Source organism: Actinomadura sp. 7K507 (genome assembly GCF_004348425.1).
Taxonomy (GTDB): domain Bacteria; phylum Actinomycetota; class Actinomycetes; order Streptosporangiales; family Streptosporangiaceae; genus Spirillospora.
Genome location: NZ_SMKK01000009.1, coordinates 31,421 through 54,276 on the forward strand (window position 1 = coordinate 31,421; position 22,856 = coordinate 54,276).

The following is a 22,856-nucleotide window of genomic DNA, read 5'->3' on the forward strand; positions in this document are numbered from 1 at the left end:
GCCCACCGGCCGGACTCCGCAACCCGACACCCTTATCCCACCAGGAAGCGCCGGAGACCACGACGGTCTCCGGCGCTTCCTTCGTCCCCGGACGGGACGGCGGCGGTCGCGCGGCGTCAGGTGGTGGAGGCGGCCAGGAAGGCGAGGAGGTCCTGGCGGGTGACGAGGCCCTTGGGCTTGCCGTCCACGAGGACGACGGCCGCGCCGGACTTCTCCAGGACGCCGACGGCCTTGCTGACCGGCTCGCCGGACCCGAGCGTCGGCAGCGGCCCCGACATGTGCCGCTCGACCGGCTCGGCGAGCTTGCCGCGCTCCCCGACGAGGATGTCGAGCAGGTCGCTCTCCACCACCGAGCCGACCACCTCGGCCGCCATGACCGGCGGCTCCTCCTTCATCACCGGAAGCTGCGACACCTCGTACTCGCGCATGATCGAGATGGCGGTCTGCACGCTCTCGTGCGGGTGGACGTGCACGAACTCCGGCAGCGTCCGGCGCTTGCGGGTGAGCACCTCGCCGACCCGGGCCTCCTCGGTGGAGGGGATGAGGAAGCCGTAGTCGGCCATCCAGTCGTCGTTGAAGATCTTGGTGAGGTAGCCGCGGCCGCCGTCCGGCAGCAGCACGACGATCACCGCGTCCGGGTCGGCACGCTCGGCCACGCGCAGCGCCGCGACGACCGCCATCCCGCAGGACCCGCCGACCAGCAGCGCCTCCTCGCGGGCCAGCCGCCTGGTCATGTTGAACGAGTCCTTGTCGGACACCGCGATGACCTCGTCGCAGATCTCCCGGTCGTAGGTCTCGGGCCAGATGTCCTCGCCCACGCCCTCGATGAGGTAGGGCCGTCCGGTGCCGCCGGAGTAGACCGACCCCTCGGGGTCCACGCCGATGATCCGCACGTCCCCGCCGGAGACCTCCTTGAGGTACCTCCCCGTGCCGCTGATGGTGCCGCCGGTGCCGATGCCGGCCACGAAGTGCGTGATGCGGCCGTCGGTCTGCTCCCAGATCTCCGGTCCCGTCGTCTCGTAGTGCGAGCGCGGGTTCTGCTGGTTGGTGTACTGGTTCGGCTTCCACGCGCCGGGGATCTCGGCGGCCAGCCGGTCCGACACGGAGTAGTAGGAGTCGGGGTGCTCGGGCGACACCGCCGAGGGGCAGACCACGACCTCCGCGCCGTACGCGCGCAGCACGTCGATCTTGTCCTTGGCGACCTTGTCGGGGCAGACGAAGACGCAGCGGTAGCCGCGCTCCTGCGCCACGATGGCGAGCCCGACCCCGGTGTTCCCGGACGTCGGCTCGACGATCGTGCCGCTCGGCCGCAGTTCGCCGGACTGCTCGGCCGCGTCGATCATGCGGACCGCGATGCGGTCCTTCACCGAGCCGCCGGGATTGAAGTACTCCACCTTGGCGATCACCTGCGGCCGCCGGCCGCCGGTGGTGCTGTCGCCGATCACCTTGCGCAGTCGAACGAGCGGGGTGTTGCCCATCAGTTCGACGAGCGAGTCGTGTACGTGCACCGCGACATCCTTGTCGTTCAGTGTGAATCTGAGCGTTGCGCCCCTGTTCAGCCCGCCTGTCGAGCGGGTGCGGGGACGCGGGTCCGGATGGATCCTCAGTGCCGACGGTAGCCGAGACGGGTGCCCGCAGGCATCAACGCACGAGCCCACGGGTAGGAACTTGATCACGGAGGGTCAACCACGCATGTTGAGAGCATTCACCGCACGCCGCATCGCGACGGCCGCGGCCTACGGGGGCGGTGGCATCACCGCCCTGGGCGGCATCACGTTCGGGCTCATCGTCGCCGAGGCCAAGCTGGCACGCAGGATGATCACGGCGACGCCGGGCAGCGACCCGCCGGTGGCCGACGGCCTGTACGGCGGGACGCTCGGCGGCACCCCGCTGTCCCTGGTCATGATCGGCGACTCCACCGCCGCCGGCCTCGGCGTGCACACCCCGGACGAGACGCCCGCCGCGATGCTCGCCAACGGCCTGTCGGCGATCGCGGACCGTCCCGTCCGGCTGACCAGCGTCGCCCGCTCCGGTTCCCGCTCGCAGGCCCTCTCCGGCCAGGTCGACCGGGCCATGCAAGCCCGTCCCGACATCGCCGTCATCATGATCGGCGGCAATGACGTGACGGGGCGGGTGCCGCCCGCCGAGTCCGTCCGCCATCTGACCTACGCCGTCGAGCGGCTCCGCGCCGCGGGCAGCCAGGTCGTGGTCGGGACGTGCCCCGACCTCGGCACCGTCAAGCCGCTGATGCAGCCGCTCCGGTTCATCGCCCGCCGCGCCAGCCGCCAGCTCGCCGCCGCCCAGACCATAGCGGTCGTCGAGCGCGGCGCCCGCTCGGTGTCGCTCGGCGACCTGCTCGGCCGCGAGTTCGCCGCCGACCCGCACTCGATGTTCAGCGAGGACCGCTACCACCCGTCCGCCCGCGGGTACGCCGCGGCCTGCGCCGCCGTCCTGCCCTCGATGGCATCCGCGCTGGACCTGGAGGCCGACGTCACCGAACCTCCGGGCGGGGGGATCCTGCCGGTCTACCTGGCCGCGGCCGAGGCCGCCGAGGTGTCCGGTACCGAGGTGCACGGCGCCTCGGTCGAGGGCCACGACCGCGGCCCCCGGGGCCGCTGGGCCACGCTCCTGCGCCGCCGCTCGGTCCCCGAGCGCGACGCGGCGGCCGACGACATGCGGCCGGCGACATGAGGGCCCGCGACATGAAGTGAAGGTTCCGGACGCGGGAGCGGGCGAGACCACCGGGACCGGGGCCCGTCCGGTCACCTATGACGAGCCCCGGCCGCCTCGGAGTGGCCACCCGGCCGGCCGCGCGCCCGCGCTTGCGGCGGCCGGCCGGTGGCGAGGTGTCAAGGGTCCGGTGGACGGCGTCCCGCCCGCATGGGACGGATGTCATCGGCGGGCCGGGAATCCGCAGGTGAATGAGTAAGTTCTTACTTATTGTTTGCATTGTCAACACTGTGCGGGGGCACATTGTGCGCGGGCGGCGGCGGGCGGTTAGATTGCTGGTGACCGGCGAGTAACACAGGCAGGGCAGCGCTGCCCGCCACGCCGACAGAACGGCCGCTGAGACAGGAGACCCGCACATGCCCGAGGCAGTCATCGTCGCAACCGCACGCTCGCCGATCGGCCGCGCCTTCAAGGGGTCGCTCAAGGACATGCGGCCCGACGACCTCACCGCACAGATGATCACCGCCGCGATGGCCAAGGTCCCCGAGCTGGATCCGGGCCAGATCGACGACCTCCTGCTCGGCTGCGGCCTGCCCGGCGGCGAGCAGGGCTACAACATGGGACGGGTCGTGTCCGTGTTGCTGGGCTGGGACAACGTGCCCGGTGCGACCATCACCCGGTACTGCTCGTCCTCGCTCCAGACGACCCGGATGGCGCTGCACGCGATCCGCGCGGGCGAGGCCGACGTCATCGTCTCGGCCGGAGTCGAGACCGTCAGCCGCTTCGCCAAGGGCAGCAGCGACGGCCTTCCCGACACCCAGAACCCCAAGTTCGCCGAAGCCGAGGCCCGCACCGCCAAGGCCGGCGAGGGCGGCGCGCCCGTGTGGCACGACCCGCGCCAGGACGGCAGCCTGCCCGACATCTACATCGCGATGGGCCAGACCGCAGAGAACGTGGCCGGGATGCGCGGCGTCAGCCGGCAGGCGCAGGACGAGTTCGGCGTCCGCTCGCAGAACCTCGCCGAGAAGGCTCTCAACAACGGCTTCTGGGAGAAGGACATCACCCCGGTGACGCTGCCGGACGGCACCGTCGTCGCCAAGGACGACGGCCCGCGCCCCGGCACGTCCTACGAGAAGGTCTCCCAGCTCCAGCCGGTGTTCCGCCCGGACGGGACGGTCACCGCCGGCAACTGCTGCCCGCTGAACGACGGCGGGGCCGCGGTCGTCATCATGAGCGACACCAAGGCCGCCGAGCTCGGCATCACCCCGCTGGCCCGGGTCGTGTCGACCGGCGTCACCGGCCTGTCCCCCGAGATCATGGGCCTCGGCCCGGTCGACGCGTCCCGCAAGGCGCTGGCCAAGGCGGGCATGACCATCGCCGACATCGACCTCGTCGAGATCAACGAGGCGTTCGCCGCGCAGGTGCTGCCGTCCGCCGAGGACCTCGGCATCGACATCGACAAGCTGAACGTGAACGGCGGCGCGATCGCCGTCGGCCACCCGTTCGGCATGACCGGCGCACGGATCACCTCCACGCTCCTGAACGGCCTGGAGTTCCACGACAAGCAGTTCGGGCTGGAGACGATGTGCGTGGGCGGCGGCCAGGGCATGGCGATGGTCCTGGAGCGCCTTTCCTGACGGCCCGGCGGGCGGCCCGCACGGAAATCGTCCGTCCACGATGACGGCGTCCGTGCGGGCTCACCTGCGTGTTTCCGGGGAACTTCCCCGCTATTAACGATCTACGTAACGTATTAGATAGGTCCCCGTTAGGGGGTTGTCACATCCGGTCCGCTGTTGCAGAGTCAGCAGGAAGAGCCCCGCGACCTGGAGGTGCCAATTGTCACTGAACCACTCGCCGGAGACGCACAGCAAGCTGATAGCCCGCATCCCGCAAGTCACAGGACGTGACATCCCCGAGTGGTTCACCGCCATCGAGAACGGCCCGTCGTTCACACGCTGCGAGGAACGCAGCCACTGGCTGGCCGAAGAGCACAACCTCTCCCACGGCTACGCCTCGGCGCTGGTGCGCGAGCACGAGCGCGAGCGCCGCGCACGGCACTACTGAGCGCGGGCCCGCCGGGCGGGAACGAACACAGGAACGAGCAAGACCGAGCACAGCCGAACACCGAGTCGCCGTCCGGCGCGTCCCGCCGACCGGCCGGCCCGCCGAGGCCCGCGGACGCGGCACCGGAAGGGGCGACTCACCCGCAGAACTTCATACGGCCTGCTTCACATTGACGTTGCGGGATCCCGCCAACGGATGCCCCCGCCGTCGTGCCGCCACGCCGCGCCACGACCCTGGCGCAGAGATCCCGCACAGATCAGCCCCGCGCCGGAAGGCGCGGGGCTGATCATTGTTCAGAGCTGAACGCGGGGGCGAATTCCGGCGGGGCCGGACGCGCTGCCCGGCCCGCCGGACGCGCTAGTCCCTGCCGCCGTAGAAGTAGCTGAGCAGCCGGAGCATCTCCAGGTAGATCCAGACCAGCGCCAGCACCAGCCCGAACGCGCAGTACCAGGCGAACTTCTCCGGTGCCCCGCTGCGGACGCCCTGCTCGATCGAGTCGAAGTCCAGCAGCAGGAAGAAGCAGCCGACGAGAATCGCGACGACGCTGAACACGTAGGCGAGCGGGTTGTCCGGGTCGCGGATGCCGAGCCCGTCGTCCGAGCCGAACATGTACATCAGCATGTTGATGAGCATCAGCGCGATCAGCGCGACCCCGGCCGCGATGGCGAACTTCGCGAACTTGGGCGTGACCCGGACGATCCGCAGCGCGTAGACGGCGAGCGTGGCGGCGAACGCCAGGGCCGTGCCGATCACGGCCTGGAAGACCACGCCGTGGAAGAGGTCGTTGTAGATGTGGCTGATGATGCCGACGACGACGCCGTAGACGGCCGCGAACGTCAGGACCATCGGCGCGTTGGCCTTGCGGCCGAACGTGATGAACGCCCAGATCCCGATCTGGGCGATCAGCGCCACGACCAGGACGGGGACGGCGGCGCTCGTCGGTACGAGCACCCAGGCCGCGGCCGCGGCGATCACGAGGGTGACCAGCGTCATGAAGCCGCGGACGACGACGTCGTCCATGGTCATGGGCCTGGTGGGCGCCGGCGGCGCGTAGCCGGGCGCGGGTTGTCCCGCGCCTCCGTAGGGCTGCGTGCCGTATCCGGGGCTCCCGTATCCCGCTGCGCCCTGACCGGGCGAGCCGTAGGCCGCGCCTCCGGCCCGCTGGTTGAAGGCGTTACCGCGGAACGCCGGGTTCCTGCTCTCCATCAGAGCCCCTCCACTTCGGCCGACCTGGCCTCACAGTCTATGCTCGAAATCCCTTCACGATCACTCCGGCGCCGCCGCGCACGGGTGAACACTCTGCGTCCTCGGTGCCCCTGGTCGGACTCGAACCGACACGATGGCTCTTTTAGGGAGCCCGCCTCTGCCATTGGGCTACAGGGGCGGCGTCATCATATCGAGTCAGCCGTCGAATCCGGTGGGTCCTGGGGCCCGGTTCGTGTCCCCGCGGGCCCCATCGTCCCGGCGTTCCGCACGTATCTCATGCCTGCCGATCCGGCCGTTCTCGCAGGCCAGTGCGGACGTGGCGAGGTAGAGCAGCCAGACCCGTGCCCGGCCGGGTCCGGCCAGCTCCGCGCACTCGCTCCAGTGCCGCTGGAGGCCCGCGGCCCAGGCGCGCAGCGTCCGCGCGTGGTGTTCGCGGAGCGCCTCCACGGCCCGCACTTCGAGGCCCGCGTCCTCCAGCTCGCCGGCGAGCACGCCGAGCGGCCGCGGCTCGCTCTCGTCCTGGAACAGGTAGCCGGTGGTGAACGTGCGCCGGTTCGGCCGGGGCCCGGGACGGCGCACCGGCTGCTGCAGGACGAGACGTCCGCCGGGTGCGAGCAGGTCGAACAGCCGGGACGCGGGACGGTCGATGGGCGCCACGTCCGCCAGCCCGACGATCGCGTCATAGGGGCCGTCGCCCGCCTCGGGCAGGTCCCAGCCGCGTGCCTCGACATCGGCCCTCGCGCCGGCGGCAATGGCGCGTACGTGGTCGGCCTGCCCGGGGGTACGGGTCAGCCCGACGACCCGGGCGCCGTGCCGGACGGCGGCGTGCCGGGCGAACGCGCCCCACCCGCAGTTCAGGTCGAGGAGCCGGGCACCGGGGAACAGCCCGAGCTCCTCGGCGACGGCCTCGTGGGCGGCGGACTGGGCCCGGTCGAGGCCCGTGTCCATGCCCGTGTCCATGCCCGTGTCCAGGCCTGCGGCCCGGTCCCAGCGCCCGGTGCCGTGCGCCAGCCCGTCCCCGAACAGCCGGGCGAAGAACGCGGCGGGTTCCCGCATCGGCCCGGCGTGGCCGGGTTCCCCGCCGCCGCGCCGGCCGGGCGCCGACTCCTCGGGCGGCGCCTTCGGCTCGGGTCCGACGGCGCCGAGGGTGACGGCGGTGCGCACGATGTCGCGCTTGTCGTCGCCGCTCAGCCGGATCGGCCCGTCGCCGTCGCCCAGCACCCGCTGGACGGCTTCGAGCGCGGCGAAGACGTCCCCCTCGATGTCCAGCTCGCCGGCCACGTAGGCGCGGACGAAGCCCAGCTCGCCGGGCTTCCACAGCAGCCGCCGCAGCGCCCGCCGATGCCTGATGACGAACGCGGGAGCGGTGGCCGGGCCGATGGCGCTGCCGTCCCAGGCCCGGACCCGGATCGGCAGCTCGTCCGCGGCCTCGCGCCCCTCCGCCGGCATGAGCCTGGTGAGCAGCGGCGCCAGCCGCGACGCGACACCCGCCGCCCCGAGTTCCGCGGCCTCGGCGGCCGCCGCCGAGGCGGACGCCGCCGCCAGCTCCGCCCGCGCCTCGTTCCAGGTGGCGTCTCCGTCGTGCATGGTCAGGGCGCCTCCTCGGTGACGATGCCGGCGGGCGGGACCCGGCCGGGCCATCCCCCGCCGGACGCCGTCAGCCGGTCATGCGTTCATACGTCCTCGCGCCGGCCGGCCGCGAGCTCGAACTCGAAGCGGGGCGACTCCAGCTCGCCGAGCGAGACGATCTCGCGCCGGAAGAAGGAGGCGAGCGTCCAGTCCATGGTGATCCGGAACTTGCGGTTGACGGTCGGCATCCGAGACAGATGGTAGGTGCGGTGCATGAACCAGGCGGGGAACCCGCGCAGCTTGATCCCGTAAACGTTCGCGACGCCTTTGTGCAGGCCAAGGCTCGCCACCGAGCCGACGTAGGCGTGCACGTACTGCTTGCGGGGCTTCCCGTGCAGATCCGCCACGATGTTGTCACCGAGGCGCCTGGCTTGCCTGACCGCGTGCTGGGCGTTGGGCGCGGTGAAGTCGCCGGTGTCGGTGAGGTCGGGGACGGCCGCGTTGTCCCCCGCCGAGTAGACGTGCTCCAGCCCCTCGACGGTCAGCTCGGCGGTCGCCTTGAGGCGCCCCTTGTCGTCCAGCGGCAGGTCGCTGTCGCCGAGGACCGGGTGGGGCTTCACCCCGGCCGTCCACACCAGCGTCCCGGCGTCGAACTCGTCTCCGTCGCTCAGCACGATGTGCCGCTTCTCCGCGGACTTCAGCAGCGTCTCCATCTTGACCTCGATTCCGCGGCGGCGCAGCGCCTCGGCGCTCCGCTGGCCCATCTCGGGCCCCACCTCGGGCAGGATCCGGTCGGTCGCCTCGACCATCACCCACCGCATCTCGCCCGGGTCGATGGTCGGATACCACTTGCAGGCGTCCCGCGACATGTCCTCCAGCTCGGCCATCGCCTCGACGCCCGCGAACCCGGCGCCGACGAACACGAACGTCAGCGCCCGCTTCCTGATCTCCTCGTCGCCCGCGTTGGACGCGGCGATGTCGAGCTGGTGCAGGACGTGGTTGCGCAGGAAGATGGCCTCTTCGACGGTCTTGAAGCCGATCCCGCATTCGGCGAGGCCGGGGATCGGCAGCGTCCGCGAGATGGAGCCGAGGGCGACCACGAGCATGTCGTAGTCGACGTCCCGCTCCGGGACGCCGGCCGTCTTCGTTCCGGCGGGACGAAGCCTGACCCGCTTGGCGGCGTGGTCGATCCGCGTCACGTACCCGTTGACGACGCGGCACCGCTTGAGCACCTTCCGCAGCGGCGCCACGACGTGCCGGGGCTCCAGGTTCCCGGCCGCGGCCTCCGGGAGGAACGGCTGGTAGGTCATGTAGGACTGGGGGTCGATGACGGTGACGGCGACCTCACCTCGCCGCAGCTCACCGCGCAACTTCTTCTGGAGGCGGAGCGCCGTGTACATGCCGACGTACCCGCCGCCGATGATCAGGATCTGCTTCGCGGAGCCCGCGGTGCGATCGGAAGCCATGGCGGAGCGATACCCGGATCCACGGCGTGCTCACCACTTCGCCCGATTCGTGAACTTCATAACTCCGTCCGGCATCTCACCCGATGTATCACCAGAAGGACGGCGGGACAGGGCCGGACGGGGGCGTCAAGCGGCCATGGGCGGCCGGACCGGCAGGGGGAAGCCGGCCCGGTAGCCGGGTCGCTCGGCCAGGCCCTGTCCCGCCGTTTCCTGGTTCACGGGGAAGGGCGAGGATGGGGAAGACTCGTATGCCGAAAATCATCTGGGGGACGCTGGCCGCGGCCGCCGTCACCGTCGCACTCGCGGGTTGCGGCTCCAGCACGAACGCGGGCCCGGTCGCGGCCGGCGGCTCGACCGCACCGGGCGGCCCGGCAACGGCCGAAGCCCCCGGCTCGGGCACCGGGGCGGGCACCCCCGGAAAGGGAACGCCCGCCGGCGGCTCACCGAGCACCGGGACCGGGACCGGAACGGGATCGGGCACCGGAACGGGCGACGGAAGCGGCACGGGGGCCGCGACCGGGACCGGAACGGGAACCGAGACCGGCGACGCACCCGGGGGCGGGCTCGGCGGCGACGGCGCCGGCGACTCGCCGCGCTGCACCAGCCAGATGCTCGGCGCGAGCCTCACCAGCAGCTACGCCGTGGAGACCAACCGCTACGTGACGCTCGTCCTGACCAACACGTCCGACAGGTCCTGCACGGTCCGCGGCTGGTCCGGCCTCCAGCTGGTCAACGCGGCCGGACTCGTCCACACCGACGTCCTGCGCCACGGCACGCCCCGGACGGTCGCGCTTCCCAGCGGCGGCCGCGCCTACGAGCGGCTGTACTGGACCTCCGAGCTGGCCGGCGACGAGACCGTCCCGTGCCAGCCCAGCGCGAACGCCCTGAAGGTGGTCCCGCCGAACCAGACGCGGCAGCTCGAAGCGCCGTGGAGCTACGGCCCGGTCTGCCGGCACGGCAGGATCTCGCTCACTCCGCTGTCGGCGAGCCCGACGGGCGGCTAGCGGTGATCGCGGGCGCGGGTGAAGACGGCGTCCAGCATGTCCTCGGTGACGCGGCCGGTGAAGGTGTTCTGCTGGCTGGGGTGGTAGCACCCCAGCATCAGCACCGGGTCGCGCCGCGCCACCGAAGGCGGCGGGACCAGCTCCACCTCGGCGCCGTGACCGAACTTCGGCCGGGGACGCGGCACCCCGTACCCGGCCTGCTTCAGCGCCGGCCACGCGGCCTGCCAGGCGAACCCGCCGAGGCACACGACGCAGCGGACGCCCGGCGCGACCAGCGCGACCTCGCGGGCCAGCCACGGCAGGCAGGTCGTGCGCTCGATGGGGGCCGGCTTGTTGTCGGGCGGGGCGCAGCGGACGGCCGCCGCCATCCGCGCGCCGATCAGCCGCTGCCCGTCGCCCGCGTGGACGCTGGTCGGCTGCGCGGCGAGCCCCACCCGGTACAGCGAGGCGAACAGCCAGTCGCCCGAGCGGTCCCCGGTGAAGATCCGCCCGGTGCGGTTGCCGCCGTGCGCGGCCGGGGCGAGGCCGACGATCAGGATCCGCGGCTCCGGGTCGCCCCAGCCGGCGATGGGGCGTCCCCAGTACTCCTCGTCCGCGAACGCCCGGCGGCGCTGGACGGCGACCTTCTCCCTCCACTCCACCAGGCGGTCGCAGGCGCGGCACACCGACTGCCGGGCGCACAGCTCGTCCAGGTCCGGCGCCTCGGCGGCCAGGTCGATGACGTCGCCGGTGCCGTGGGCGACGGGAGTGCCCGGACCGGCGGGGTCGTACGGCCACCCGGATCCGGGCGGCACGAACGGGGCGTTGGCGGTCGGCATACCACCGATCGTCGCACGCCACAGGCGGTGGCCGGGTTCCGCCCATATCTCTTCAGAAGCCGCCCTGATCGGTACGATGCGTTCGCCGGTCGGGGAGGCGGGTGTCCGGCACGCCGTGGGCTGTGTGGGCTGAGCGGAGGCAGGCAGTGTCGCAACCGGGCTGGTATCCGGATCCCTACGGCACGGGCAGCCTGCGCTGGTGGGACGGCCGGACCTGGACGGATCGGCTCAATCCGGAGCCGTCCCGCCCGCCGCGGGTGCGGCTCCCCCAGCCTGAGCAGCGAGGCCCCGAGGAGCAGGCCCAGTGGACGGCCTACGCGGCCCCGCAGGTCCAGCAGACCAGCTGGGGCGTCCGGCCCGCCGTCCAGCCGCTGGACGTGAACGTCCGCGGCCTCCACCTGCACGCCGACGACCAGATCGTGGCGTACGGGGACTCCTCGCTCGCCTGGCCGTACGTGGAGTGGGTGGCGTACTGGGCCGCGGAGCGTCCGGCCGGATATGGCCAGATCCCCGGCACCCAGTGGATCTTCCAGGCGGGCCGGTTCCCCTTCCACGGCGGCCCCCGCGTCGAGGTGGTCATCGAGTCCGGCGCGATCGCGTCCGGGCGCGGCGAGCCGGAGCAGGTGTGGGGGCGGCTGATCCAGCTGTGCCAGGAGCACGCCGAGCGGCGGCTGGTGGCGGAGCTGGCCGGACGGGTCCGGGCGGGCGAGTCGATCGACGTGGCGCAGGGGCTGACCGTCCATCCCGGCGGCGTCCGCGGCAACCGCGTGTCGCTGAGCTGGTCGGCGATCTCCGGCGCGACGGTCGACAGCGGCCGGGTGTGGATCCAGCAGTCCAGCAGCAGCTCGCCGATCCTCTACGTCCCGCAGCAGAACCCGAACGCGATCCTGATCCCGGCCCTGCTGGCGCACCTCAAGCAGTGAGCGTCGCCCCGGACGAACCGGGCGGCAGAATCAGTACCGGCGACCGGGTCACACCAGGGACCAGGCGATGCCGTCCAGGATGTCGTGCTCGCTGACGACGACCGCGCCGAACCCGTACTCCCGCATGATGCGGTCCAGGATCAGCGCGCCCGCGCCGATCACGTCGACCCGGCCCGGGTGCATCACGCCGAACTCGGCGCGCTCGGCGCGGGTGGCGTGCAGGATGCGCCGCGTCACCTCGTGGACCTGGGTGGCGGTGATCCTCGACAGGTGGATGCGGGACGCGTCGTACTCCGGCAGGTCGAGCGCGATCCCGGCGACCGTGGTCACCGACCCGGCCAGGCCGACGAGCGTGCGCGCCTCGTCCACCGGCACGGTCTCCCGGACGGCGGCGAGGGCCGCGTCGATGTCGGCGACCGCGCCCGTGATCTGCACCGGCGACGGCGGGTCGCCGTCCTTGAGGTGCCGTTCGGTCATCCGGACGCAGCCGATGTCGATCGAGCGCGCGGCGTCGGCCGACGAGCTGCCGAGCACGAACTCGGTGGAGCCGCCGCCGATGTCGACCACCAGGTAGGGGCGGGCCGGGCGCAGCGCGGCCAGTTCCCGGGTGGCGCCGAGGAACGACAGCTCGGCCTCCTCGTCCCCGCTGATCACCTCGGGCACGACGCCGAAGATGTCGACGACGCCGCTGACGAAATCGGCCCGGTTCGCGGCGTCGCGGGTCGCGCTCGTCGCCACGACCCTCGTCTTGACGGGCCCGTGGCCCGCCCGCTCCCCGTTCCGCTCGATCAGCTCCGCGTACCCGCGCATCGCGGTGAAGGTGCGCTCCAGCGCGGCGGGCGACAGCCGCCCGGTCTCGTCGACGCCCTCCCCGAGCCGGACGATCTCCATCCGGCGCTCGACGTCGGTCAGCGCCCCGCCGCTCTCGCCCGGGGCGATGTCGGCGATCAGGAGGCGGACGGAGTTGGTCCCGCAGTCGATGGCCGCTACCCGCGTCACCGGGCCTCCCCCGCACCGTCATCGGCACCGGCGCCGGGCTCGTCCGCCTCGGCGTCCGGTTGGACGCAGGGACCGGAGCGCCACCACTCGGGGAGCGCCTCCAGGCCCTCCCGCCCGAACGGGTTGGCGCCGGGCACGGCCAGCTCGTGGGCGATGAGGGCGTGCAGGCACTTGACGCGCTCCGGCATGCCGCCCGCGCTCTGCATGCCGCCGGGCAGCGGCTCGATGCCGTCCGCGCGGGCCGCCTCGTCGCGCCGGCGCAGGTAGTCCTCGTGGGCCGCGGTGTACTCGGCCTTCAGCCTCGGGTCGGCGGCGAGCCGGTCCTGCATCTCGCGCATGATGCCGCTCCCCTCCAGGGTCCCGATGGCCGAGGCGGCCTTCGGGCAGGTCAGATAGAACAGCGTCGGAAAGGGCGTACCGTCCGGCAGCCTCGGGGCCGTCTCGATCACGGCGGGCAGCCCGCACGGGCAGCGGCTCGCCACCCCGCGCACGCCGCGCGGCTCGCGTCCCAGCTGAGCCGCGACCGCGGCCCGGTCACCGGCCGCGACCGCGGCGTCGTCATCAGCCGCGACCGCGGCGTTGTCGCCTGCTTCCATCACCCGTGTCCCCACCCGCGGATCTCGCGTCCGGTCCCTCCCACCGGACGCGTCCGGCCCTCCTCGTCGGCCCGTCTCCTCGGCACCGTCCCGCCGAGCCACGGAACGGATCAGCGTGGCCGGTCGGCCGCCTCCACCGACCGCCACAGCGTCTCGTACCACGGCGGCCTGCTCGTCGGACCGCCCTTGTTGGCCTGTCGGCCGCCTTCTCCGCCGCCGTCCAGCACGATGTAGCACTTTACGTCAGGACGGCAGTAATGAAGTCTTCGCGTCGCCTCACGCTCAATGTACGACTTATCCCCCAACTGCTGCTTGCGTTGGGCCAGAATCTCCACCTGCCGGCGGGCCGCCGCCTCCTTCTGCCGGAGGTCGGCGATCTCCTGGCGCTGGGCGATGTACTCCCGGACCGGATAGGCCAGGCTCAGCGCGATCGCGCACACCACCACGGCCAGGATGGCCGCGCGGCTGGTCAGCGCCGGGTTGCCGCGGCGCTGACCACCCCCGCCGTCGTCGCCGTGGTCGTCGTGGTGGTCGTCGTCGGGCCCGCCTCCGCGATCCGCCCGGTCCTCGCCCCGCGCCATCAGTCGTGCACGAAGCGCGGGAACGCGGCGGCACCGGCGTAGCGGGCGGCGTCGTCCAGCAGTTCCTCGATGCGCAGGAGCTGGTTGTACTTGGCGACCCGGTCGCTGCGGGCGGGGGCACCGGTCTTGATCTGCCCGCAGTTGGTCGCGACGGCCAGGTCGGCGATCGTGGTGTCCTCGGTCTCACCGGACCGGTGGCTCATCATGCAGCGGTACCCGCTGGTCTGCGCGAGCGAGACGGCGTCGAGCGTCTCGCTGAGCGTGCCGATCTGGTTGACCTTGACCAGCAGCGAGTTGGCGGCGCGGGCCTTGATGCCGCGGGCGAGCCGCTCGGGGTTGGTGACGAACAGGTCGTCGCCGACGATCTGGACGCGGTCGCCGACGGCGGCGGTGAGGCCCTCCCAGCCGGTCCAGTCCTCCTCGTCGAGCGGGTCCTCGATGGAGACGAGCGGGTACTCGGTGAGCAGCTCGGCGTAGTAGGCGGCCATGTCGTCGGAGTTCCGCTTGGTGCCCTCGAAGGCGTACTGGCCGTCGGCGTGGAACTCGGTGGCGGCGACGTCCAGGGCGAGCGCGATGTCGCGTCCGGGGGTGAAGCCGGCCTTGCGGATCGCCTCCATGATGAGGTCGAGCGCGTCCCGGTTGCTCGGCAGCTCGGGCGCGAACCCGCCCTCGTCGCCGAGGCCGGTGTTCAGGCCCTTGGACTTCAGCACCGACTTCAGCGCGTGGTAGGTCTCGGTGCCCCAGCGCAGCGCCTCGGCGAAGGTGGCCGCTCCGATCGGCGCGACCATGAACTCCTGGATGTCCACGTTGGTGTCGGCGTGTGCGCCGCCGTTCAGGATGTTCATCATCGGGACGGGCAGCAGGTGCGCGTTCGGGCCGCCCACGTAGCGGAAGAGCGGGAGGCCCGCGGAGTCCGCGGCGGCCTTGGCGACGGCCAGGCTGACCCCGAGGATCGCGTTGGCGCCGAGCGCCGACTTGGCGGGCGTGCCGTCGAGGTCCACCAGCAGCTGGTCGATCAGCCGCTGGTCGGACGCCGGGTAGCCGACGACCTTCTCGTCGATGGTCTCGTTGACGGCCCGGACCGCGTCCCGGACGCCCTTGCCGCCGTAGCGCTCACCCCCGTCCCGCAGCTCGACGGCCTCGAACTGGCCGGTCGAGGCCCCGCTCGGCACGGCGGCGTGCGCCTCGGTCCCATCGGCGAGCAGGACCTCGACCTCGACGGTCGGATTCCCGCGGGAGTCAAGGATCTCCCGGGCGAGTACGGCCTCGATCGACGACACGGGGAACCCCCTGGTGGTGCGGCTGGTGGTGCGACTGGTCCGGATGCAGCGATTCCGATGCGGTCACCGAGCCTATCCCGCACCGCCCCGGGGCCGCCCAACTGGCACGCCGTTCTCCCGGAACGGCCGCGAATCACCCGGTTCGACCGGCCGAGGGCGCCTTGACGTTGAACCATACATTGTCTACTAATTAAGTATACAAACCGTATTTATCGGAAATCCTCCCTGGTGGTGCACCCGTGCGAAAACTCGTCCTGCTCGCCCTGGTCGGTCTGGGCGCCCAACTCGTCGACGGGAGCCTGGGCATGGCCTACGGCGTCACGTCGACGACACTGCTGCTCGCCATCGGCACCAACCCGGCCGCCGCCTCGGCCACCGTGCACCTCGCCGAGATCGGGACCACACTGGTGTCGGGCGCGTCGCACTGGAAGTTCGGCAACGTCGACTGGCGCGTCGTCGCCAAGATCGGCATCCCCGGCGCCGCCGGGGCGTTCGCCGGCGCCACGTTCCTGTCCGGGCTCTCCACCGAAACCGCCGAGCCGGTGATGTCGGTCATCCTGCTCACGCTGGGGACCTACATCCTGGTCCGCTTCACCGTCCGGGGGATCCGCACGGACCGGCTCGGCAAGCCGCTCCGCAAGCGGTTCCTCGGCCCGCTCGGCCTGGTGGCCGGCTTCGTCGACTCCACCGGCGGCGGCGGGTGGGGGCCCGTCGGCACCCCGGCGATCCTGGCCAGCGGGCGGCTGGAGCCCCGCAAGACGATCGGATCGATCGACACCAGCGAGTTCCTCGTCTCCGTGGCCGCCAGCGCCGGCTTCCTGATCGGCATCGGCTCCGAGGGCATCGACTTCACCTGGGTGGCCGCGCTGCTGATCGGCGGAGTGATCGCGGCCCCGATCGCCGCGTGGCTGGTCCGGCACATTCCACCGCGCGTCCTGGGCAGCGCGGTCGGCGGGATCATCATCATCACCAACGCCCGGACCCTGCTGCGCGGCGACTGGATCGACGCCTCGGACGGCGTCCGGTGGGTCTTCTACGCCGCCATCTACGCGCTGTGGGCGGCGGCGCTGGGCCATTCCATCCGCCGGCACCTGGCCGAACGCGACCCCGAGCCCGCCGCCGCTGAGGGGGACGTGCCGCCCGAGCCCGACAAGGCCGCCGCCCCGTCCGCCACCTGAACGATCTTTTACCCGCCGACCACGGTCGCGTTTGCCCCGTTCAGGCAAGAAATCCCGGGTACTCGCACATGCGTACCCCGGGAGGTCGTCATTGGTGTCCGGCCCCGGCCGTCCGCGGGCCTGAACCGCTGGATCTGGCGGGCCGTGCTGCGTCACCCGGAGATCCGGGTCCGGGTGACGCTGACGGCCGCGCTGGTCACCCTGCTCCTGTCGACGGTGCTGTGCGCGGTGCTGCTGACCATGGTCAGACGGCAGACGGTCAGCGATGAGATGCGGGAACTGGCGCGCGAAGGGCGCAGGACGGTGACGGCGATGAACGCCAACGTCCTGGACGAAGTGATCCTCAGTGAGGGTGACGCGCTCCAACAGGTGGTGGACCTGGACGGCGACGTGATCGCCGCGTCGCCCGAGATGCGGGGACGCCCGCCGGTGCGGTTCCCCCCGCCGCCGATCACCGACGACCGCCGCGACGGCCAGAGCTGCCGCATCGACGCGCCCGGCGCGAAGTGCTTCCTCGTCGTCGAGCACCGCGTGGGCCGGGGGCGCAACGCGCGCTTCGTGTACGCGCTGAAACCCGCCCCCGGGCTGCTGCCGAACCCGCTCACGGCGGCACTGCTCATTCTCGGCGTCCCCCTGGTCACCGGTCTGGTCGCCTACGGGATGTGGGTCGCGGCGAGCCGCGCGCTGCGACCGGTCGACGCGATCCGCCGGGAACTGGACGAGATCACCGCCACCGACCTCGAGCGCCGGGTGCCGCAGCCGTCCCGGCGGGACGAGGTGGGCCTGCTCGCCGAGAGCATCAACGCGACCCTCGACCGGCTGGAGCAGGCCGTCGCACGGCAGCGCGGGTTCGTCTCCGACGTCTCCCACGAGCTGCGCAGCCCGCTCGCCGCGCTGCGGATGGAACTGGAACTCGCGCTGGCGGCGCCCGATGAGGCCGACATGACCGAGACGTTGCGGGCCATCCTGGACAACACCGACCGGCTGGCGGCGGTGGTGGACGACCTGCTGGCCTTGGGCCGCCTCGAGGCGGACCGGAACTTCCAGCGCGAGCCGGTGAACCTGACCGAGCTGGCGGACCAGGAGGTCCTGAGCCGCCCGCGCCGCACCCAGGTGACGGTGCTGTCGGAGGGATCGGTGGCGGTGCAGGGCGGGCGCGGCGAGCTGGCGCGGCTGCTGACGAACCTGATCGACAACGCCGACCGGCACGCGGCCCACGAGGTGACGGTGATCCTGCGGGTGGAGCCGCCCTCCACCGCGGTCGTCGAGATAATCGACGACGGCACCGGCATCGCGCCCGAGGACCGCGAGCGGGTGTTCGAGCGGTTCACCCGGCTGTCCCAGGGCGGGCACCGCGACGCCGGCGGCACCGGCCTCGGACTGGCGATCTCCCGCGACATCGCCGAAGCGCACCGCGGCTCGCTGATCCTCACCGACCGCGCCGACAGCGTCCCCGGCGCCCGTTTCGTCCTGCGCCTGCCGCAGTGACCCCTGCCGGGACCAGCCGCCGGAGCCGCCCGGCGGCGGTGAGCGCGCGGCCCGGCCGCACCGGTCGGGGCCTCAGGAGATCCCGAGCTGCTCGCGGAGGCGTTCGCGTTCGGACTCCAGCAGCTCGATCTGGCCCTCGAGCTCCTCGCGGGCCGCGAGGTACTGGCCGGAGTCGGCGAAGTCCGTGGCATCGGTGGGCGGCGAGGGCAGGTCGGCGCGGAGCCGGTCGAGGGTCTCGTCGAGCTCGCGGAGCCGGTCCCGTCCGTCCTCGCCGCCGGCCTGGTCCATTCTGCTCTGGTTCATATGTCCTCCCGTGAGGACTCCATGCCCGTGATGCGGTGTTCCTCACCCGCGCACGCGGTCAGATGCGGATCACGGTCTTGCCGCGTGCGCCGCCGGCGCGGTTGTCGGCCAGCGCGCCGGGCGCGTCCTCCAGCGGTATCTCGCGCTCGGCCCGGACCTGGAAGTCGCCCGCGTCGATCAGGTCGGAGAGCCGGTCGAGCAGCTCGGCCGACGGGTCCGTGTCGAAGTTGATCCCGCGCAGCCCCATGGCCTCCATCGCGTCGGGGTTCACCGACCAGACGGAGCTGACGTACGTTCCGCCGGGGCGCAGCAGCTGCGCGATGACCTCGGTCTCCGGAGTGTCGCCGACCGTGTCGATGACGGCGTCGATCCCGTCGTTGTGGACGGCCAGCACCTGGGCGTTGAGGTCTCCCTCGGAGTGGTCGACGGTCTCGTCCGCGCCGAGCCGCCGCATCGTCCCGGCCATGTCGTCGCGGGCCGTCGCGATGACCTTGGCGCCCTCCCGGGCGGCGAGTTGCACCACGCCCTGCCCGACGCCGCCGGTCGCTCCCACGACGAGGACGGTCTGCCCGGCGTCGACCCGCGCCTCCTCCACCATGGCGAGCGCGGCCACGCTCGCGGTCGGCACCGCGGCGGCCTGCGTGTAGATCATGCCCTCCGGCATCCTCGCCACCGGACCGTCGTCGCGGGCCAGGGCGTACTCGGCGAAGGCGCCGAGCCCCCGTTCCGGCATGGCGAAGGTCCCGTAGACCTGCTCGCCGTGGCGCAGGCGTGTGACGTCCTCGCCGACCGCGTCCACGACGCCGGCGCCGTCCTGGCCCAGGATCAGCGGAAAGGACGCGTCGACGGAGTCCTTGAGCATCCCGTCGGCGACCTTCCAGTCCAGCGGATTCAGCCCGGCCGCGATCATCTTCACGAGGATCTCGCCCGGACCCGGCTCCGGGCGCGGCAGGTTCATCGGCGCCGGTGTGGCGCCGTACTCGGACACGGCGATGGCTCGCATGACGATCGTCCCCCCGATCGGATCAGCAGGGGCGGTCCGCCCCGCCCGATGATCTACCCGGCGGCACGACGATCACACAGGTCAGGCGGCCGCCGGCGTCACCCGGGCTCGCCGGGAACGGGCGGGAGGGTCGGCGTGTTGGTGGGGCGCGGGGTGACGGGCGGGACCGGCGGCCGCTGCCCGCCGCCACCGCCACCGTCGCCGTCGCCGTCGCCGTCGTCGCCGCCGCCCCCGGGGCCCCTGCTGACGCGCAGGGTGATGGTCGCGCCGGGCTCCGCCGACCCCGGGCCGGGGGACATCCCGGCCACGGTGCCGCTGTCGTACCGGCGGGACCGGACGCGCTCGCCGACGCGGGTCTGGAATCCGGCGGCGCGGAGCCTCGCGACGGCGTCGCCCACCCGCATGCCGCGCACGTCGGGCACCGTGACCCGTTCCTCGCCCGAGCCCCTGCTGAAGTAGAAGGACGGGGGCCGGTGGAAGGAGCTCGCGTCCGTCCCCTCCAGCGCCCCGCTCATGCTCTGCCGCCAGATCGGCGCGGGGATCGTCGCCCCGAACACGGCGCCGTAGCACCGGCCGTTCATGCACAGGCCGTCCATCGGGTGCCGGTAGCCGCCGCGCGGGTCGCCGACCCACACGGCCGCGGCGAGGTCCGGGGTGTAGCCGGCGAACCAGGCGGCGGAGAAGTTGTCGACGGTACCGGTCTTGCCCGCGGCGTCGCGGCCGATGCCCATGCCGCGCGCCGTGCCCTTGGTGAGGACGCCGCTGAGGATGTGGTTGACGGCGTCCGCGACGCCCTCGTCGATCGCCTGCTCGCAGTCGCGCGGCGGGATCTTCAGCTTCTTCCCGGACGCGTCGGTGATCTGCTTGATCGCGATCGGCCGGCAGTACTCGCCGCGGGCGCCGAACGCCGCGTAGGCCGCCGCGAGCCGCAGCGGGGAGACGGCGTTGAACCCGAGCGTGAACGACGGGTACTGCTCCAGCGGCTTGCCGTTGGCCTGCTTCATCCCGAGGCGCTCGGCCATCTTGGCCGTGTCGCAGAGGCCGACCTCCTTCTGCAGCGCGAGGAAGTAGGTGTTGACCGAGTTCTGGGTGCCCGTGACGAGGCTGAACCGCCTGCCGCCCTCACCGTCGGCGGCGTTGCCCAGCGACGCGCTCGGGTCGCCGACGTTGTCGCCGTCGCAGTTGCGGAAGCCGACGGGCGTGTACTCCTCCGGCGCCATCAGCCGGGTACCGAACGGCATGCCCTCGTCCAGAGCGGCGGCCAGCGTGAACGCCTTGAACGTGGACCCGGCCTGCATGCCGATGCTGGAGCCGTGGCTGGCGTCGGCGGCGAAGTTGATCCAGGTCTTGCCGCGCTCCTCGTCCGGGCCGAGCTCGCGCCCGACGACCAGGGCCTTGATCTCGCCGGTGCCGGGCTCCACCATCGCCTCCGCGGCGGCCTTGTGCGCGGAGTTCTTCGGCGGGACGTGCTGGAGCACGGCCCGCCTCGCGGCCTTCTGCGCCCGCCGGTCCATGGTCGTGCGGATCGTGAGCCCGCCCCGCTTGAGGAGTTCCTCCCGTTCCTTGGCGGTCTCGCCGAACACCTTGTTGGTGAGGATCTCGCGCTGGACGTAGTCGCAGAAGAACGGCGCCTTGCTGGACACGCAGCCGCTCTGGATCTCCTGGACGTCCAGCCTCACGGGCCGGCTCTTGGTCTCCTCCGCCTTGGCGTGCTCGATCCAGCCGAGCTCGGCCATCCGGTTCAGGACGGTGTTGCGGCGCTGGAGGGCCTCGCGGGGATGCTGGGTCGGGTCGTAGGCGTAGGGGTAGCGGATGACGCCGGCCAGCAGCGCCGCCTCGGCGAGGTTCAGCTCGGAGGCGTGCTTGGAGAAGTAGTGCCGGGACGCCGCCTCGATGCCGTAGGCGCCGTCGCCGTAGTAGGCGATGTTGAGGTAGCGGCGCAGGATCTCGTCCTTGCTGAACCGCTTCTCCACCGCGACGGCGTACCGCAGTTCGCGGACCTTGCGCGCGGCGGTGACCTCCTTGGCCGCGTCGCGCTCCTTGCTGGAGTCGGCCTGGGTGAGCAGCAGGTTCTTCACGTACTGCTGGGTGATGCCGGAGCCGCCCTGCGTCACCTCGCCGCTGCTGACGTTGCTGGCGAGCGCCCGCAGCGTGCCCTGCACGTCGATGGCGCCGTGCTCGTAGAAGCGGCTGTCCTCGATGGCCAGCACGGCCTGCTGCAGGATCGGCGCGATCTTGTCCAGCGGGACGTCCACCCGGTTCTGGTAGAAGAACGTCGCGATGGTGCGGCCGTCGTCGGACTTGATCGTGGAGCGCTGCGGGACGCCGGAGGTCGTCAGGCCCTCGGGCTCGCTCTGGAACCAGTCGGCGGCGTCGCGGGCGCCGACTCCGGCCGTGCACGCGGTGGGCAGCAGCATGAGCGCGACGAGGAATCCGGCGACGCCGCCGAGCGCGCCGAGCCCGCGGAGCGCGCGGGCCTTCTCCTCGCGTGTCGTGGACCCGGTCAGCACCCGGCGTGGACGGGGTGGACGGGGTGGCGCGCCGGGGTCACCGGGACCGCCGTCTTCCGCGTCCGGGTCACCCTCGTCGCTTTCCGCCCCAGGCAGCACGCGCTTAGCGTAAACGTGCCTTCCCGGCCGGACTACCCCATCGGCGGTGTTCCGGTCGATATCGCCCTGAATATCGTTCGATTCAGCCCTGCGGCGATCGTCGTTCCCAGGCTCGGACACGATCACGAAATACCCGGGAAACCGCCCGCAACTCGGACTCCGGATCGGCGCCCCGCTCCGCCGCCTCCCGGACGAGCTCGAACAGCCGCACGCCCAGATCGTTTCCGGTGCCCGGGTCGTTGCCGGTTCCCGGCTCGTTTCCGATGTCCGGGCCGTTCCCGATGTCCGCGAGATCGGCCGGGGCGCCCATCCGAGCGGCACGCCGCTGGAGCTGCGCGGCGAGCGACAGCGCGGGCTGCCCCATCGGCACGCCGTCGAGCGCCGACGCGTCCGCGCCGCTCTTCTCCGCCCGCTCGGCCGCCTTGATCTGCTCCCAGTTGGCGTTGACCTCGTCGGCGCCGGAGACCGTCACGTCCCCGAACACGTGCGGATGGCGGCGGACGAGCTTGTCGACGATCGCGCCCGCCACGTCGTCGATGGTGAACGCGGTCTCGTCGTCGCGCTCGGCGGCGACCACCGAGTGGAACGCGACCTGCATCAGCACGTCGCCCAGCTCCTCGCGCAGCGCGCCGTAGTCGCCGGACTCGACGGTGTCGAGGACCTCGTAGGCCTCCTCCAGCAGGTACGGGACGAGGGTGGCGTGCGTCTGCTTGCGGTCCCACGGGCATTCGCGGCGCAGCGTGTCCATCACCGAGACGAGGTCGAGCAGGCGCGCGCCGGGCAGGTCGTAGGACCCGTGCAGGACCTCCACGTCCAGGGGGTCGTTCACGACCAGGGACCCGATCTCGCGCATCAGCGGCTCGTCGCCCTCGGGCGCGGCCACCCACAGGACGTCCCCGCTCCGCGCGTCCGCCACCAGCCGGGACGCGTCGGGCGCCGCCACCGGCTCCAACACGATCCCGGCGTCGCGGAGGGACGGCGACAGCGGATGCCCGTCGCGCAGGCGGACAACGCCGGCCGACCGGAGCGCGTCCCAGGCGCGCCACGTCAGCAGCCCCGGCGCCACCCGGTGCGTGGTGGCGAGCAGTGTCAGGCTCAT

Annotated in this window: 20 protein-coding genes and 1 tRNA gene; 7 read left to right on the forward strand and 14 right to left on the reverse strand. The window is 72.3% G+C overall.

Going from position 1 to position 22,856, the window contains the following annotated elements; translation table 11 throughout:
- Nucleotides 1-116 precede the first annotated feature (116 nt).
- Nucleotides 117-1,508 (reverse strand): cystathionine beta-synthase, encoded by a 1,392-nt coding sequence (locus E1285_RS03710; protein WP_132148014.1) that lies wholly within the window; start codon nucleotides 1,506-1,508, stop codon nucleotides 117-119.
- Nucleotides 1,509-1,692: 184 nt separating this feature from the next.
- Here E1285_RS03710 and E1285_RS03715 point away from each other — a divergent pair, with 184 nt between their 5' ends.
- The 3 genes from E1285_RS03715 (at nucleotide 1,693) to E1285_RS03725 (ending at nucleotide 4,734) form a co-directional block, all read left to right on the forward strand.
- Complete coding sequence (locus E1285_RS03715; protein WP_132148016.1) at nucleotides 1,693-2,691, forward strand: SGNH/GDSL hydrolase family protein; 999 nt, start codon at nucleotides 1,693-1,695, stop codon at nucleotides 2,689-2,691.
- A 395-nt stretch (nucleotides 2,692-3,086) separates the two neighbouring features.
- Nucleotides 3,087-4,307: an acetyl-CoA C-acetyltransferase gene (locus E1285_RS03720; protein ID WP_132148018.1), complete on the forward strand. Its 1,221-nt coding sequence runs from the start codon at nucleotides 3,087-3,089 to the stop codon at nucleotides 4,305-4,307.
- A gap of 199 nt (nucleotides 4,308-4,506) precedes the next feature.
- Complete coding sequence (locus E1285_RS03725; RefSeq protein ID WP_132148020.1) at nucleotides 4,507-4,734, forward strand: DUF4287 domain-containing protein; 228 nt, start codon at nucleotides 4,507-4,509, stop codon at nucleotides 4,732-4,734.
- A gap of 357 nt (nucleotides 4,735-5,091) precedes the next feature.
- On the opposite strand, the gene E1285_RS03730 is transcribed toward E1285_RS03725, so the two are convergent.
- The 4 genes from E1285_RS03730 to E1285_RS03745 all read right to left on the reverse strand — a co-directional run bounded on the left by E1285_RS03730 (nucleotide 5,092) and on the right by E1285_RS03745 (nucleotide 8,975).
- The gene (locus E1285_RS03730) at nucleotides 5,092-5,940 is read right to left on the reverse strand and encodes a Bax inhibitor-1/YccA family protein (RefSeq protein WP_132148022.1); all 849 of its coding nucleotides are present in this window, start codon (nucleotides 5,938-5,940) and stop codon (nucleotides 5,092-5,094) included.
- Nucleotides 5,941-6,045: 105 nt separating this feature from the next.
- Nucleotides 6,046-6,118, reverse strand: a tRNA-Leu gene (locus tag E1285_RS03735).
- A 17-nt stretch (nucleotides 6,119-6,135) separates the two neighbouring features.
- Nucleotides 6,136-7,527, reverse strand: a complete 1,392-nt coding sequence (locus E1285_RS03740; RefSeq protein WP_132148024.1) for a class I SAM-dependent methyltransferase — start codon at nucleotides 7,525-7,527, stop codon at nucleotides 6,136-6,138.
- Between the two features lie 86 nt (nucleotides 7,528-7,613).
- Nucleotides 7,614-8,975 (reverse strand): NAD(P)/FAD-dependent oxidoreductase, encoded by a 1,362-nt coding sequence (locus tag E1285_RS03745; protein ID WP_132148026.1) that lies wholly within the window; start codon nucleotides 8,973-8,975, stop codon nucleotides 7,614-7,616.
- 248 nt (nucleotides 8,976-9,223) lie between these two features.
- Here E1285_RS03745 and E1285_RS03750 point away from each other — a divergent pair, with 248 nt between their 5' ends.
- Nucleotides 9,224-9,979 (forward strand): DUF4232 domain-containing protein, encoded by a 756-nt coding sequence (locus E1285_RS03750; RefSeq protein ID WP_132148028.1) that lies wholly within the window; start codon nucleotides 9,224-9,226, stop codon nucleotides 9,977-9,979.
- On the opposite strand, the gene E1285_RS03755 is transcribed toward E1285_RS03750, so the two are convergent.
- Nucleotides 9,976-10,797 carry a uracil-DNA glycosylase gene (locus E1285_RS03755; RefSeq protein ID WP_132148030.1) on the reverse strand — a complete coding sequence of 274 codons (822 nt, stop codon included), beginning with the start codon at nucleotides 10,795-10,797 and terminating at the stop codon, nucleotides 9,976-9,978. The two genes, E1285_RS03750 and E1285_RS03755, sit on opposite strands and share 4 nt — an antisense overlap.
- A gap of 146 nt (nucleotides 10,798-10,943) precedes the next feature.
- Here E1285_RS03755 and E1285_RS03760 point away from each other — a divergent pair, with 146 nt between their 5' ends.
- Nucleotides 10,944-11,720 (forward strand): DUF2510 domain-containing protein, encoded by a 777-nt coding sequence (locus E1285_RS03760; protein WP_132148032.1) that lies wholly within the window; start codon nucleotides 10,944-10,946, stop codon nucleotides 11,718-11,720.
- Between the two features lie 48 nt (nucleotides 11,721-11,768).
- On the opposite strand, the gene E1285_RS03765 is transcribed toward E1285_RS03760, so the two are convergent.
- From E1285_RS03765 to eno, 4 genes are all read right to left on the reverse strand, one after another.
- Nucleotides 11,769-12,719, reverse strand: coding sequence for a Ppx/GppA phosphatase family protein (locus E1285_RS03765; RefSeq protein WP_132148034.1), 951 nt, complete (start codon nucleotides 12,717-12,719; stop codon nucleotides 11,769-11,771).
- Nucleotides 12,716-13,315 carry a DUF501 domain-containing protein gene (locus E1285_RS03770; RefSeq protein ID WP_132148036.1) on the reverse strand — a complete coding sequence of 200 codons (600 nt, stop codon included), beginning with the start codon at nucleotides 13,313-13,315 and terminating at the stop codon, nucleotides 12,716-12,718. The genes E1285_RS03765 and E1285_RS03770 overlap by 4 nt, the downstream gene beginning before the upstream one ends.
- 110 nt (nucleotides 13,316-13,425) lie before the next feature.
- Entirely contained in the window at nucleotides 13,426-13,896 is a 471-nt protein-coding gene (locus E1285_RS03775) for a septum formation initiator family protein (protein WP_132148038.1), read from the reverse strand.
- Nucleotides 13,896-15,176: a phosphopyruvate hydratase gene (eno, locus tag E1285_RS03780; protein WP_132148040.1), complete on the reverse strand. Its 1,281-nt coding sequence runs from the start codon at nucleotides 15,174-15,176 to the stop codon at nucleotides 13,896-13,898. Before eno ends, E1285_RS03775 begins: the two co-directional genes overlap by 1 nt.
- Before the next feature lie 239 nt (nucleotides 15,177-15,415).
- On the opposite strand from eno, the gene E1285_RS03785 reads away from it, so the two are divergent.
- The gene (locus E1285_RS03785) at nucleotides 15,416-16,354 is read left to right on the forward strand and encodes a sulfite exporter TauE/SafE family protein (RefSeq protein WP_132148042.1); all 939 of its coding nucleotides are present in this window, start codon (nucleotides 15,416-15,418) and stop codon (nucleotides 16,352-16,354) included.
- Nucleotides 16,355-16,498: 144 nt separating this feature from the next.
- Nucleotides 16,499-17,842 carry a HAMP domain-containing sensor histidine kinase gene (locus E1285_RS03790; protein ID WP_243722531.1) on the forward strand — a complete coding sequence of 448 codons (1,344 nt, stop codon included), beginning with the start codon at nucleotides 16,499-16,501 and terminating at the stop codon, nucleotides 17,840-17,842.
- Nucleotides 17,843-17,914: 72 nt separating this feature from the next.
- On the opposite strand, the gene E1285_RS03795 is transcribed toward E1285_RS03790, so the two are convergent.
- The 4 genes from E1285_RS03795 to E1285_RS03810 all read right to left on the reverse strand — a co-directional run bounded on the left by E1285_RS03795 (nucleotide 17,915) and on the right by E1285_RS03810 (nucleotide 22,856).
- Nucleotides 17,915-18,145: a hypothetical protein gene (locus E1285_RS03795; RefSeq protein ID WP_132148044.1), complete on the reverse strand. Its 231-nt coding sequence runs from the start codon at nucleotides 18,143-18,145 to the stop codon at nucleotides 17,915-17,917.
- A 58-nt stretch (nucleotides 18,146-18,203) separates the two neighbouring features.
- On the reverse strand, nucleotides 18,204-19,148 hold the full coding sequence (locus tag E1285_RS03800; RefSeq protein WP_132148046.1) for an NADP-dependent oxidoreductase: 945 nt from the start codon (nucleotides 19,146-19,148) through the stop codon (nucleotides 18,204-18,206).
- A 98-nt stretch (nucleotides 19,149-19,246) separates the two neighbouring features.
- Complete coding sequence (locus E1285_RS03805; protein WP_165966438.1) at nucleotides 19,247-21,757, reverse strand: transglycosylase domain-containing protein; 2,511 nt, start codon at nucleotides 21,755-21,757, stop codon at nucleotides 19,247-19,249.
- 82 nt (nucleotides 21,758-21,839) lie between these two features.
- Nucleotides 21,840-22,856 carry a MazG family protein gene (locus tag E1285_RS03810; protein WP_132148048.1) on the reverse strand — a complete coding sequence of 339 codons (1,017 nt, stop codon included), beginning with the start codon at nucleotides 22,854-22,856 and terminating at the stop codon, nucleotides 21,840-21,842.

Bases quoted from the DNA above. Each gene is read 5' to 3' on its own strand.
- E1285_RS03755 (WP_132148030.1), bottom strand. From the start codon at position 10,797: ATGCCGACCGCCAACGCCCCGTTCGTGCCGCCCGGATCCGGGTGGCCG.
- E1285_RS03775 (WP_132148038.1), bottom strand. From the start codon at position 13,896: ATGGCGCGGGGCGAGGACCGGGCGGATCGCGGAGGCGGGCCCGACGAC.
- E1285_RS03795 (WP_132148044.1), bottom strand. From the start codon at position 18,145: ATGAACCAGAGCAGAATGGACCAGGCCGGCGGCGAGGACGGACGGGAC.
- E1285_RS03720 (WP_132148018.1), top strand. From the start codon at position 3,087: ATGCCCGAGGCAGTCATCGTCGCAACCGCACGCTCGCCGATCGGCCGC.
- E1285_RS03740 (WP_132148024.1), bottom strand. From the start codon at position 7,527: ATGCACGACGGAGACGCCACCTGGAACGAGGCGCGGGCGGAGCTGGCG.
- E1285_RS03730 (WP_132148022.1), bottom strand. From the start codon at position 5,940: ATGGAGAGCAGGAACCCGGCGTTCCGCGGTAACGCCTTCAACCAGCGG.
- E1285_RS03715 (WP_132148016.1), top strand. From the start codon at position 1,693: ATGTTGAGAGCATTCACCGCACGCCGCATCGCGACGGCCGCGGCCTAC.
- E1285_RS03750 (WP_132148028.1), top strand. From the start codon at position 9,224: ATGCCGAAAATCATCTGGGGGACGCTGGCCGCGGCCGCCGTCACCGTC.
- E1285_RS03745 (WP_132148026.1), bottom strand. From the start codon at position 8,975: ATGGCTTCCGATCGCACCGCGGGCTCCGCGAAGCAGATCCTGATCATC.
- E1285_RS03810 (WP_132148048.1), bottom strand. From the start codon at position 22,856: ATGAGCCTGACACTGCTCGCCACCACGCACCGGGTGGCGCCGGGGCTG.
- E1285_RS03800 (WP_132148046.1), bottom strand. From the start codon at position 19,148: ATGCGAGCCATCGCCGTGTCCGAGTACGGCGCCACACCGGCGCCGATG.
- E1285_RS03770 (WP_132148036.1), bottom strand. From the start codon at position 13,315: ATGGAAGCAGGCGACAACGCCGCGGTCGCGGCTGATGACGACGCCGCG.